The organism is Rossellomorea oryzaecorticis (genome assembly GCF_045897515.1).
GTDB lineage: Bacteria > Bacillota > Bacilli > Bacillales > Bacillaceae_B > Rossellomorea > Rossellomorea enclensis.
This window is the reverse complement of sequence record NZ_JBJOSA010000004.1, coordinates 109,703-122,877: the sequence shown is the minus strand read 5'-3', so window position 1 is coordinate 122,877 and position 13,175 is coordinate 109,703. Positions and strand designations below refer to the sequence as shown.

At 45.2% G+C, this 13,175-nt stretch carries 10 protein-coding genes; 7 read left to right on the top strand and 3 right to left on the bottom strand.

Annotation, left to right across the window (positions count from 1 at the left end):
• The first annotated feature begins 353 nt into the window (after positions 1 to 353).
• Positions 354 to 1,622, top strand: a complete 1,269-nt coding sequence (locus ACKA06_RS06645; RefSeq protein WP_198258306.1) for a M48 family metallopeptidase — start codon at positions 354 to 356, stop codon at positions 1,620 to 1,622.
• Between the two features lie 23 nt (positions 1,623 to 1,645).
• Here ACKA06_RS06645 and ACKA06_RS06640 read toward each other — a convergent pair whose 3' ends face one another.
• Positions 1,646 to 2,308: a DUF421 domain-containing protein gene (locus ACKA06_RS06640; protein ID WP_058298204.1), complete on the bottom strand. Its 663-nt coding sequence runs from the start codon at positions 2,306 to 2,308 to the stop codon at positions 1,646 to 1,648.
• Between the two features lie 108 nt (positions 2,309 to 2,416).
• Positions 2,417 to 2,656: an IDEAL domain-containing protein gene (locus ACKA06_RS06635; protein ID WP_411159315.1), complete on the bottom strand. Its 240-nt coding sequence runs from the start codon at positions 2,654 to 2,656 to the stop codon at positions 2,417 to 2,419.
• Between the two features lie 197 nt (positions 2,657 to 2,853).
• On the opposite strand from ACKA06_RS06635, the gene ACKA06_RS06630 reads away from it, so the two are divergent.
• Positions 2,854 to 3,387 (top strand): competence protein ComK, encoded by a 534-nt coding sequence (locus tag ACKA06_RS06630; protein ID WP_411159314.1) that lies wholly within the window; start codon positions 2,854 to 2,856, stop codon positions 3,385 to 3,387.
• Between the two features lie 37 nt (positions 3,388 to 3,424).
• Here ACKA06_RS06630 and ACKA06_RS06625 read toward each other — a convergent pair whose 3' ends face one another.
• The gene (locus ACKA06_RS06625; RefSeq protein WP_032089238.1) at positions 3,425 to 3,829 is read right to left on the bottom strand and encodes a hypothetical protein; all 405 of its coding nucleotides are present in this window, start codon (positions 3,827 to 3,829) and stop codon (positions 3,425 to 3,427) included.
• Positions 3,830 to 4,120: 291 nt separating this feature from the next.
• On the opposite strand from ACKA06_RS06625, the gene ACKA06_RS06620 reads away from it, so the two are divergent.
• The 5 genes from ACKA06_RS06620 (at position 4,121) to ACKA06_RS06600 (ending at position 13,140) form a co-directional block, all read left to right on the top strand.
• Positions 4,121 to 6,091, top strand: coding sequence for a S9 family peptidase (locus ACKA06_RS06620; RefSeq protein ID WP_411159313.1), 1,971 nt, complete (start codon positions 4,121 to 4,123; stop codon positions 6,089 to 6,091).
• Positions 6,092 to 6,322: 231 nt separating this feature from the next.
• On the top strand, positions 6,323 to 6,964 hold the full coding sequence (locus tag ACKA06_RS06615) for a TVP38/TMEM64 family protein (protein ID WP_411159312.1): 642 nt from the start codon (positions 6,323 to 6,325) through the stop codon (positions 6,962 to 6,964).
• The gene (gene lepB, locus ACKA06_RS06610; RefSeq protein ID WP_032089234.1) at positions 6,961 to 7,521 is read left to right on the top strand and encodes a signal peptidase I; all 561 of its coding nucleotides are present in this window, start codon (positions 6,961 to 6,963) and stop codon (positions 7,519 to 7,521) included. The genes ACKA06_RS06615 and lepB overlap by 4 nt, the downstream gene beginning before the upstream one ends.
• Before the next feature lie 223 nt (positions 7,522 to 7,744).
• The gene (locus ACKA06_RS06605; protein WP_411159311.1) at positions 7,745 to 10,876 is read left to right on the top strand and encodes a BTAD domain-containing putative transcriptional regulator; all 3,132 of its coding nucleotides are present in this window, start codon (positions 7,745 to 7,747) and stop codon (positions 10,874 to 10,876) included.
• A gap of 1,043 nt (positions 10,877 to 11,919) precedes the next feature.
• Positions 11,920 to 13,140, top strand: a complete 1,221-nt coding sequence (locus ACKA06_RS06600; RefSeq protein ID WP_411159310.1) for a substrate-binding domain-containing protein — start codon at positions 11,920 to 11,922, stop codon at positions 13,138 to 13,140.
• The last annotated feature ends 35 nt before the right edge of the window (positions 13,141 to 13,175 follow it).

Below are 13,175 nucleotides of genomic sequence, written 5' to 3'. Positions count from 1 at the left end.
CTTGTCGCCTATAAACGGGCCGCCTCCACTTTTCTTTTGTCCAGCTGCAGGGCTTAGAGGCCCTTGTCATAAGCCAAACCGGCCAAGAAGGCAAAAATCAAAAATCGCCTTCATGTTCTATTCGTCTTATGCCCCCCGTCTCTGACCAAAGCCCTTTCGCTTTTATGTTGTCCAGTTCCGGCGGCTAGAGGCTCGAGACATAAGTCATGCCATCCAAAAAGACAAAGAGCGCCTTTATGGCTGCCCTGCCTTATGCTTGTCGCCTCTAAACGAGCCGCCTCCACTTTTCTTGTTCTATTTAAAAGGACAAGATATTACATATAGTAAGAGAGGTAGGAAGGGAGGAAGGTAATTTGGTAAGAAAGTGGGCTTTCCGGGCGGTGCTTGGTTATTTGCTGCTGGGATTATTTTTATATGTGTATTTATTTATTCTGGCGGATTCCTCGCTGCCTGACAGCTTTAAAGGGAGCAGTGCAGATCCTGCCACATTCATGAATGCCAGGGAGATCATGCTGAGTGAGGAATTTTCGAAAATCAAGAATCTGCTGTTTTTCCTGTCGACTCCTTATGAGTGGTTGTTTTATTTCCTGATCCTGATTTTAGGTGTATCAAGAGGGTTTGAAAAATGGGCGAGGGGCACGGCGAAAAACCGATTCATCCAGACGGCGGTTTACTTGTTCTGGTTGTCGCTTGCTTCATTCATTGCCATTTTCCCTTTGCAGTTCATCTCTTATAAAATTTCAAGGACGTATAATATTTCCACACAGAATTTTTCGATGTGGATGAAGGATGAATTGACGGATTTCTGGGTGAACTATTTGATTATGTTCATCATTGTTTCTGTCCTGTATGGTCTTATGAAGAAGTTTAAGAACCGATGGTGGCTGGCGGCATGGGCATTGTCCGTTCCGTTTACGATTTTCATGATGTTCATCCAGCCGGTTGTGATCGATCCTTTGTATAATGATTTCTATCCTCTTAAGGATAAAGCCCTTGAACAAAAGATCCTGACGCTGGCGGATAAAGCGGAAATCCCTGCTGATCATGTGTTCGAGGTGGATATGTCCGAAAAGACAAATTCGCTCAATGCCTATGTGAATGGGGTGGGGTCGAATTCCCGGATCGTTCTTTGGGATACGACACTGGAGCAACTGACAGACAAAGAAATTCTGTTTGTCATGGCTCATGAAATGGCTCACTATGTAGAAAAACATATCTATATCGGAATTGCGATTTATCTGGTGCTTTCATTCTTCGGTTTGTTCCTGGCTTCGAAGCTGATGAGGGGGATCGTGGCCAATTATAAGGACGATATCAAGGTTTCGAGTGTCTCGAGTCTCAGCTCCCTGCCTTTATTCCTCCTGCTCACAAGCATGCTGATGTTTGCGGTCAGTCCGTTTTCGAACTGGATTTCCCGATATCAGGAAACACGTGCGGACCGGTATGCAATCGAGATGACAGATGATAAACAGGCAGCCATTACTTCGTTTCAGAAGCTTTCCAAGGTCGGCCTCTCGCAGGTGAACCCTCCGATCCTGGTGAAAATTTTCAGATACGGGCACCCGACGATGATGGAGCGTTTAATCATGCTTGAGCAATATGAACAAGAAGAGAAGGAATAAAGTAAAAAAGCCTGGTCGATTGACTAGGCTTTTTCCCTTTTACTGATGACGAGATTTTTCTTCTTCTCTGTCATATACGCATAAATGACGTCTTTAGGGTGGAGACCTTCCTCAGTTAATTGAGCCATCAGCCAATCCCTGTTTTTCCCGAGCAGGTGCAAGTTGCGTTTTTGGATTTTCCCATCGACAATGACCGAGATGGGGAGGCCTTCGTCATCAATCTTTAAATTCAGGTGCTGAACCGTGACAGGTGTGTTTTCTACCTTGGGGATGACGCTGACTTCCCCGATCGGCTCCAGCATGGCATAATCCACGTCGGAGATTTTCGGATAGCCGTTTGCCCTCAGGATGGAAGCAAGCTGGATTAGGGAAATCTTTGATTTTTCCAGATTGTCTTCAAGAATTTCTCCGTTTTTAATCAGGAGTGTCGGCTCACCCAAGAAGAATTTGTTTCCCCATTGCCATAACGTAAGATGTGAAAAAAGGACATGAAGGGCCACCAATATGACCAGTGCGGTGAAGGTCGGCCAGAACTCTGTACTGATTAACGGCTCTGAAGCGATTGTCCCTACAATGATGATGGCGACGAGATCATAGGGCGTCATCTGGACGATGGTCGATTTCCCCATGAGCCTCATGGCCGCGATGGTGACTAAATAAAGGATAAGTATCTTGATGAAAATCATGGCGATCGCTCCATGTAAAGGTTTTGCGTTTAGCTTTTACTTTTATGGTCAAAGTCATTCTTCAGGCAAAAAGGAAGGCCGGCTCGTTCGTGAGAGCCGGCCTTTCTTTTATGATCCGTATCGAATATTGATTTCCTTTAATTCTTCGGTGAGTTTTAAAAATAACGATTCATCTCTATGATCCAGGGCTGCATCGATGTCTTCTAACAACTTAGTCTTTTGGGACGTGAGAACGATTTCGTTAAGCAGCATATCAACGTAGATTTCCATGACATTTTTTTCGCCATTTCGTTTCCGGGTCATCGCAGAAGCTTTCATCATTTCTGTATAGGACTTTTTATTTTCCAATACGACCACCTCTGAATTCTTTTTATTAGTATATGGAAGGAGAGACAAAAATTCAACTAAAATATTAAATATTCTGATAATTTTTATCGAGGGGGCCAGGCTCAATGAAATAATATCTGAATTTTTTAAAAATAATGGAGACACCTGTTGGTATTTGTGGTATTATTTTGGAGAAATATGTAAAAGGAGGAGAAAATATGAAGGGTAAATCGCGAATTTTGGAAGAATATGAAGTGAATCCTCATACTTTGATGTTAAAGCCTGTAGAATATGGTGCCAAGACATTTACTGAAATCATTGAAATGGAGGAGGTCATACTTTCTCCGTTTAAGCCGATGGACATTTTGAAGAAAAGCTGTGAATTCTTCGGTTCTTCGTACCAGGGAAGGAAGGACGGCACGAAAGAGCTGATTGGTATTTCATATAAGGCTCCAATCATGTTAAATCCTCATATGTCGATGTTTTTCTTTCCGACGGTTTCTCCTGTGAAGAGTGATTGTATGTGGATATCCCATTCCCACGTAATGAGTTATGCTGCTGCCGAGAACGGTCAAACCTCCGTGACCTTTCAAAATCGGGAATCCCACCTGATCCCCATTTCATACAGCTCATTTGAAAATCAAATGCTTCGTACTTCCAGCCTTCGAATCGCCTATTCCCAGCGGGTTTCAGAGATGGAAAGTAAATACACGATGAAATCATTCTACCTGAAAAATAAAACAAATGCGTGAGAAGCCTTTGATCACGCTTTTTTTATTTGAGTGGAAGTCAGGCCTGGCGGGGGCTCTCCGGTTTTTCCGAAGGGGCTTTTGTTTCCAGGAACCGGCGGAATAAATAATGACGCAATAACTCTTCCACTCTGTTTCGGAGCCGCGGGTTAAAGTAATTGTGATGCTCCTCGTATCCTTTGTATAAAAACATATACATAGTGAATGCATCGTCCGATTGGAGCCTTTCCACCTTCATCTTATTTACCCTCATATACTTTTTCACATATGCAAGCTCGCCCTGGATGACTTTCATGGTTTCTTCAATCAGTTCAAGATAAGGGCGCTTGAGTTTAAACGGGCTTTTATCTACAATTTGCAAGTCTCGATTTAAAATTGTCAGCACCATGGGCAGGTAAATGGCCTGTTCTAAAATGTTACGGTCATTCTCCGGGATTCGTGTCATATGAAAAGACCTCTTTTCATTCTCTGTTATCGAACTTATGTTCGTGTTTCTATTTTAAATTGAAATGGATTTACTTTCAATAGCGAAAAATGGAGAATCGGGGATTTGTTGTTAGTATGAAGGAGAAGAGCCTTTCCTATCCGTTTAATACTGCTGCCTGATTTTTGTGAAGTCTACACTTTCCGCGGGGGGCTGGTGGGCCTCTGGGAGGAACTGCCCAGCTGCTAAAGGAAATAAACTTTCACTGTCGAACTAAATATTCAGGACGTAATAAAAAAGGAGTTAGTAAATATGAATTCCAATGCAATCAACATAAAAGATTTATATCAGATAAAGGCTCTTTCAGATCCACGGTTATCGCCGGATGGAAAAGCGGTGGTTTTTGTGCAGACTGTCATGGATGAAGAAAAGGATGATTATCTTTCTTGCTTATTCTGTCTTGAGCCGGGCACTGGCAAAACGGCTCAATGGACTTTCGGGAAGGAGAAAGTGTCTTCGCCAAGATGGTCGCCGGATGGAGGACGCATTGCCTTTATATCCAACCGCACCGGGAACCCGGAGCTTTATGTGATGAACAGGAATGGCGGGGAAGCGGAGCAGGTGACAACTGCAGGAAGGGGAATTTCCAATCCTGTCTGGTCGCCGTGCGGAACAAAAATCGCATGTGTGATCCGTTTGGAAAAAGGCGAATCTCTTCAAGGGGACAATGAGGAAAAAGAAGATAAGATTAAGCCTTTTGTTGCTTCCTCCATGAAATATAAATCCGATGACCGCGGATTTCATGATGATCGTTATGCCCAGATTGTGTTGATCGATCTCGCACAAAATGAGATGAAAAGGCTGACGGATGACGAACATGATTATGCACTTCATACATGGCATGGCAGCAATATCGCCTATTCAGCTGACTTTGAAGAGAATAAGGATTTTTCATTTACTTCGGCCCTTTACTTATTTGATTTAAAATCGAAGACATCGAGAAGAGTATCGGAAGAAGAGGGGTATTATGGAGGGGCCAGTTTTTCCCCTGACGGAAGATACCTTGCCTACATAGGTCATAACCGGGAATATGAAAATGCCACACAGAACAAGATTCATTTATACAATATGGAATCGGGTATCTCCCTGCCGCTTATCGAAGCGATGGATCTCCCGGTGGGGGACTATCTTAATAGTGACAGCATACAAGGGTCTTCGCAGTCGGGTATCGTCTGGTCGAAGGATAATGAAAGCTTTTATTTCATCGCATCCGACCGCGGCAATACAATCCTCTATTATGCTCACATAGAGGGTGCGGTTTATCCTGCCCTGTTTGAAGAAGAGCAGCATATTTATGGTTTCGACTTTCACTCGGAAGGACAGAAAGCGGTCCTCGCCATGAGTAAACCGGAACAACCGGGTGAGCTTTATACGCTGCACGTTCCGACAGGGAAGATAGAAAAAATGACCGATGTGAATGCAGGATGGTTGAATGGCAGACAGCTGTCGTCCCCGGAGATGTTCATGATCGACGGCGGGGATGGCCTGCCCCTTCAAGGGTGGATCATGAAGCCTGTAAACTTCAGTGAAGGAAATAAATATCCTTTGATCGTAGAAATTCATGGCGGCCCCCACACCATGTATGGCAATACTTTCTTTCATGAACTGCAGCTTCTCGCCGGCAGCGGCTATGGCGTCTTATACATAAACCCGCGTGGGAGCCATGGATATGGACAGGCCTTTGTTGATGCAGTAAGGGGGGACTATGGCGGAGGGGACTACCGCGATATCATGGCGGCAATGGACTATGTCCTTGAGGAACATAAGTGGATTGACGATTCCAGGCTCGGGGTTACCGGAGGGAGTTATGGCGGGTTCATGACCAATTGGATCATCTCTCATTCCGACAGGTTCAAAGCAGCCGTTACCCAGAGGTCGATCAGTAATTGGATCAGTTTTTATGGTGTGAGCGATATCGGATATTACTTCTCGGAATGGCAGATGAAGTGTGAACTGCATGATATCGAGACGTTATGGAAGCACTCTCCGCTTGCCTATGTGAAGAACATCCATACTCCGCTCTTGATCCTCCACAGTGAAAAAGATTACCGCTGCCCGATTGAACAGGCTGAACAATTGTACATAGCCTTAAAGAGGGACGGGAAACAGTCAAGGTTTGTACGATTCCCCGAATCGAACCATAATCTGTCCCGGACCGGAAGACCGTCTTTGCGGGAAGCAAGGCTTCAGGAAATCATCGATTGGTTTGACAGGTATCTGTAATTAAGTACGTACCGCCATTTCTTTATGGAATGGCGGTTTATTTTTGATAGGAAACAGCATGGGATTCACTGGCACCAGAAAGAATGCGGTCCTGTTTAAATTTCCTTTATTTTGGCAAAGGTTTAAGTACGGAGTATGGAAATCTCAAAGTGATATGATATGATAAAGTGAGCAAGCCAATGTGATAACGAATGAGAATCGTTCATCGTCGTATAAGGGGAAACATATACTATGGATATTAATGCAATAAAAGAGTGGTTTACCCTCGAAAATATAATGGAATTGATTCAGCAGTATAAAGCACTGGGGCCATTCGCGGGAATTCTCCTGCCTATGCTGGAGGCCTTTCTCCCATTCCTGCCGCTGTTTGTGTTTGTGATGGCGAATGCCAACGCTTTCGGCCTGTGGTTCGGATTCCTTTTCTCCTGGACCGGTGCAGCCGGGGGAGCCCTGCTAGTGTTTGTGCTCGTCAGGAGGTATGGGGAGGCACGGGTGTTTCAATTTCTGCGGAACAACCGTCAAGTGAAGAGGCTGACCCGCTGGGTGGACAAACATGGTTTTGGACCATTGTTCCTGCTCTTATGTTTCCCGTTTACCCCTTCAGCGCTTGTAAACGTCGTTGCTGGATTATCCAGCATCAGCATCGCACAGTATATGCTTGCTGTCCTGACGGGAAAAATGGTGATGATTTTTACCATAAGTTTCATCGGATATGATATCATATCTTTAGTGAAACAGCCTGTTCGCACAGTGATTGTAGGCGTCATCATCTTTGTGTTGTGGCTGGTTGGAAAACAAATTGAAATTCGTTTAAATAAAAAGCTCGATATCGATCAAAAGATTGAACGGAAAAAGCAGGAGGAATCAAATTGAGAGAAGAGGTAAAAAGAGAAGGTCTTGAATGGATCAAAGCCCTGGGAATAGGATTAATTATTTTTATCGTCATTCGAACTTTTCTTTTCTCAAATTATGTGGTGGAAGGCGAATCGATGATGCCCACATTGGAAGATGGAAACAAGCTTGTCGTCAACAAAATCGGCTATCAGCTTGGTGAGCTGAAGCGGTTCGACGTCGTTGTCTTCCATGCAAACGAAAAAGAAGATTACGTAAAGAGAATCATCGGCCTGCCTGGTGATAAAGTAGTCTATAAAGATGATAAATTATATGTCAACGGAGAATATTATCCGGAACCTTACCTTGATAAATTCAAGGAAGAATATGCAGGGAATAAATTGACCGGGGACTTCACGATTGAAGAAATCACCGGTGAAAAGACAGTGCCTGAGGGGGAAGTGTTCGTTCTCGGCGACAACCGCAGAGGCAGCATGGACAGCAGATACTTCGGGTTCGTCGATCAAGAGCAGGTAGTCGGGAAAGTCGACCTCAGATACTGGCCGCTCGATGAATGGGATATGCAATTCAAGAACTGATAAACAGGAAGAATTTTGTTCGGGCAGATGAACAGAATTCTTTTTTTTGCTGCTTAAATGGAATTAAGCTGTATCCATCCGTTCAAATTGCAGGATATATGGTAAAATAGTAAGAAAATTCGTTCGTTTTGAGGGTGATCGTGTGGGAACGGAAATTCCTATTATTGAAACGAAATTTGTTCCGCCAGTCGTCAAAGAGTCGTATATTCGGCGGCCTGAGTTAATGAAAAAAATGAGAACGATTACAAACTATAAACTATTGATCGTCCATTCCGGGGCGGGGTATGGAAAAAGCACAGCAGTCAGTCAATTCTTGCAGGATGAGAATCTGGATTATTGCTGGTATTCCATCACGGCCAATGACGATGGATTGGTGCCATTTGTTACGAATATTTTATACAGCATGAAGAAGCAGGTGCCTGGATTTGGCGGCGAATTAAAGGAAACGCTGGAATCAATCGGCCAGTATATCAAAGAAGAAGAGCTTTATAAATTAAGTGCGGTCTTTATCAATGAATGTATGAAGATCCCACATTCTCTGACCATCATCCTGGATGACTATCATCTGATCGATCATTCCTTCCTTATCAACCAGTGGATGGAAAAGGTAGTGGAATACCTCCCGAATCACATGCACTTCCTTCTCTCAACCCGGACCAAACCATCATGGAGTTCTTTCATTCAACTGAAGATTTCCCGTCACCTGCTCGAGATAACAGAAGCCGATTTATGCCTGAATGATGATGAAGTGGAAATGCTTCTTACTGACTTCTATGATAAGGCGATTCCAGAAGAGGAGATCCGGGCAATATGCAAATTGACGGAAGGATGGGTGATCGCTGTCAGTATGATTCACTCCCAGTTTCAGGAAAACCCGGACATCCTGATGGTGGATAAGCATTATTCTTCCTTGACAGAACTATTTCAATATTTGGCACATGAAGTCTTTTCGAAGCAATCTCCCATCGTACAGCAATTTTTAAAGCAAATCTCCATTCTCGAGGAAATCAATGGCGACACATGCGTTGCGGTTTTCGATGTGCCGGGATCTCATCAGATGCTGAAGCAGCTTTCAGAGAAAAATGCTCTGCTCCAGGAAATGAAAGGAGCATCCCATTATCGTCTTCATGCTTTATTCAAAACCTATCTTGAAAAGAAATTGGCAGATGAAAATCCTCCACTGTATAATGAGCTGCAGTTGAAATGCGCTTACTATTTTGAACGGAAAGGGCAGTGGGAAAAAGCGGTCCATCATTACTTTAAAATGGGAAACATGGAGGCAGTCGCCTCGATATTGACGAGGGAAGCCGAGGGCATGATCAAGAGCGGGCACCTTGAGACACTGGGTGACTATCTTCGGCAGCTTCCTGAAGAAATCAAGGATCGCTATTATTCCCTTTGGGTATATCAGGGAGAATTCTTTCGCTACCGGTCATTTTATGAAAAGGCTGAGAAAGCATATACAAGCGGGATTAGGCAAGCCCGTGATAAACAGGATGCATTGATCTTAAGCCGCGCGTATGGAGGAGTGGGAAGTATATACCTCGATACGATCCAGCCAGGCAAAGCTCAGAGATATCTATTAAAAGCGATTGAGTCACTGGAGGGTGAAGAGGATGGTTTCAGCAACGAAAAAAATCAGCTCTACTATATGATATCGGAAAACCTGGTCAATTCCGGCAAAGCGGTGCAGGCGAAAATCTGGTATGAAAAAGGCAGGGAAAATGGAGTCATGATGGAAGAAGGGAATCTTTTAGCAAGGATGCTTCTCCGGACCGGGAAGCTTCATGAAGCAAAGGGGCTCCTTATGGAAAAAGAAGACCATGAACAGCTTCCTCAGTCTCACCGTGAAAAAGAACTGCTGCTCTCATTGATTGAGTCATTCATGGGAAATGGCAGTGAAGCCAAAGTCCTTGCACAGCAGGGAATAAGCCAGGGAATCAAAACAAAATCCCCATTTGTGGAAGCGTGCGGCTGGATACGCATGGGGCACGCCGTTCAATTGATCAATGAATATGAAAGCGACCTGGCGAAAAACTGCTACGAAACCTCTTTGGAATTAATGAGTCAAATGAATATTTCCAGAGGAAAAGCAGAGCCGTTCATGGGTCTGTCGATTTTATACAGCAGAATGGGTGATCATCAAAAGGCAAAAGAATATGCGAAGGAAGCACTGCATGAAACAGAAAAAGTGGAGGATTCCTGGCTTTCTTCCTTGATCCTGCTGAGCGCGGGGATAAATGATTATTACCGAGGGGAACTAGACGAATCTTACAAACAGATCACCAAGGCCGGCAGATTATTTGATGCCTGCGGGGACGGCTACGGGAGAATGCTTACGAATCTATGGAAGAGCGCAGTCGCCTACAAACGGGAAAAACAGATAGAATTCAAGGAGTATATGACCGCCTTTCTGAATGAAGTGCAAATAGGGAATTATGAGTTCATATTCTTCAGGCAGACCACTTTCGGGCCAAAAGATCTGCAGAGCATCATCCCTTACTTGGTAAAAGCCCATCAGGAAGGGATCCATGCAGCTTATTGCCTCGAACTACTTGCGAAAATGGGATATGAATCCCTTGCCTCCCATCCTGGCTATACCTTGAAAGTCCACACGCTGGGGAGCTTCGAAATATGGCTCGGAGATGAGAGGGTTACCGAAAAACAATGGCAAAGAGAGAAAGCCAAGGAATTATTTCAGTATCTCCTCATCCACCGTAACAGTATAAAGCGGAAGGAAGAAGTCATCGAAGAGCTCTGGCCGGAAGGGGGAGGTGCCGACAGGGATTTCAAAGTGGCCCTCAACACATTGAATAATGTACTGGAACCGAACCGGCCGGCGAGAGGGAAGGCATTCTTCATCAGCAGGGTGCAGGAAGGATACAAACTGAATGGAGTGGCAGGGATCGAGTATGACAGTGACCAATTTTCAAATTGGGTATCACAGGGCTTAAAGGAAGCCGATGCAGATCAATCCCTTCAATACCTGAAAAGGGGAATGAACTTCTATAAAGGCTCCTTTCTGCCTGACCGTAAAGGAACGTGGTGGACAGAAAAAGAAAGGGAAAGACTGCAGCATCTGTACCTGAGGGGAATGGAGAAAATGGCGCAGCTCGCTGTACGTAAAGAAAGCTATGAAGATGCCATCGATTCCTGCCTCGTCATTATCGAACACGATCCGTTATGGGAAGAAGCTTACAGGAACCTGATGTATTGTTACTATCAAAAGAATAACCGTCCCCAAGCAGTGAAGTGGTTTCAAAGGTGCAAAAAACTCCTGGACAGCGAACTGGGAGTCGCCCCGATGGAGGCCACACAAAGAATGTACGATATGGTGATAGGGGCGGGGAAATAGAGAAATAGGATATAGAAAAATAGAGAAATAGAGAATGGTTAAATAGGAGAAACAGGTCCGGGTTGTGGGGGCCTGTTTTTTTATGCGGACCTGGGGCAGCTTTTGATAGAAGAAGGTTGGAAAACGACTGGATTAAGATGAAAAATTGTATTTTCATGCTTGAATGCTTGGGGAAATTATCATATTCATGGGTAAAAACGTCTTTTGTTCGATGTAAAGAACAAAAAAGGAGGCGGTGGCAGACGTTTCAAGCCCCTTTCCACAATTTACGTGCCACTTTTGAAAAATACAAGCCAGATTTCAAATTTACGTGCCACATTTTGAAAATACGAGCCACTTGTCGAAAAATCTTTAAGCAGCTCATGCTGTTATAACGTCCCGCACCCCTCGGACTCCCAGACCCCCTGATATTCCAGCCTTATGCCCCTTCCTCTGAACGAGCCGCCTCCGCTTTTCGTGATGTCCAGCTCCAGGGCTTAGAAGCACATGTCATAAGTCAAACCGGCCAAGAAGGCAAAGAGCGCCTTCGTGCCCGCTTCGCCTTATGCCACCCGCTTCTGGGCAAAGCCCTTCCGCTTTTCGATTTGTCCAGCTCCGGCGGCTAGAGGCTCGAGGTCATAAGTCGAACAAGCCAAAAAGGCAAAGAGCGCCTTTCTGGCTTGTTCGCCTTTTGCTTGTCGCCTCTGAACGAACCGCCTCCGCTTTTCGTTTTGTCCGGCTCCAGGGCTTAGAAGCACATGTCATAAGTCAAACCGGCCAAGAAAGCAAAGAACGCCTTCGTGGCCGATTTGCCTTATGCCCCACGCTTCTGGGCAAAGCCCTTTCACTTTTCCTGATGTCCAGCTCCGGCGGCTAGAGGCTCGAGGTCATAAGTCAAACAAGCCAAAAAGGCAAAGAGCGCCTTTCTGGCTTGTTCGCCTTATGCTTGTCGCCTCTGAACGAGCCGCCTCCGCTTTTCGGTTTTGTAACTCATTTGTAACTCCCATTCCCTACGATGGTGTCAAAGCTATTTTGCTTTAGTTTTTAAACAAGGGGGAGTAAAGATGAAGAAATCGATGAAGTGGCCGGCTTTGGTGATGGTGCTGTCAGGTATGCTGGTTATGTCAACGGCCTGTAACTCGGAGTCCAGCAGCGGGTCAGGCGGCGGATCCTCAGATAAGGAAACGGTGAAGGTCGGGGTGCTTGCTTCGTTGACCGGGGCTTTGGAGTCTTACGGGAAGCAGACGCAAAGGGGATTTGAACTGGGATTGGAATATGCCACGGACGGTACGATGGAAGTGGCCGGTAAGAAAATAGAAGTCGTATTTGAAGATACGGAAACAAAACCGGAAGTGGCGGTTCAAAAGGCAACAAAATTATTGGAAGAGGATGAAGTGGATTTCCTGGTGGGATCCTCAAGTTCAGGGGATACCCTGGCGGTGCTTCCGCTGGCCGAAGAATATGAAAAGATCATGGTTGTAGAACCTGCGGTAGCTGACAGTATTACAGGTTCAGAGTTTAATCCATATATATTCAGAACGGCACGGAACTCGTCACAGGACGCAGTGGCAGGAGCGGCCGCCATTGCTAAAGATGGGGTGAAGATTGCGACACTGGCGCCTGACTATTCGTTTGGCCGTGATGGGGTGGCTGCATTCAAGGGAGCGGCAGAGAAGCTTGGAGCGGAAGTTGTCCATGAAGAGTATGCAGATCCTGCAGCGACGGACTTCACATCCAATATCCAAAAAGTGATTGAAGCAAAGCCTGATTATTTATTTGTCATTTGGGCGGGTGCGAATTCACCCTGGAATCAAATTGCTGATATGAAGCTTCAGGACAAAGGAATAAAGATTTCGACCGGTGCACCGGATATCGCTGCCCTGTCGGCAATGGAACCGCTTGTCGGTATGGAAGGCTTCTCGGTTTATTATCATGAGCTGCCTGATAATGAAATCAATGACTGGCTAGTGGAAGAGCATAAGAAGAAATATGACGGAGAGGTTCCTGATTTGTTCACTCCGGGAGGCATGAGTGCTGCGATTTCGATTGTGGAAGCCATCAAAAAGACAGAAGGGGATCTAGACCCGGATACATTGATCGAAACAATGGAAGGGATGAGCTTCGAGACGCCTAAAGGGAAAATGACGTTCCGTGAAGAGGATCATCAGGCATTGCAGACTCTTTATGCAATCAGGCTGGAAAAGAAAGAAGGGGTGCCGTATCCGGTTCCTGTGTTGATCAGAGAGCTTTCACCTGAAGAAACTGCTCCTCCAATCATGAATTAAGGCAGGGCTGACCGGCTTTCCTTGCTCCCGTCCCG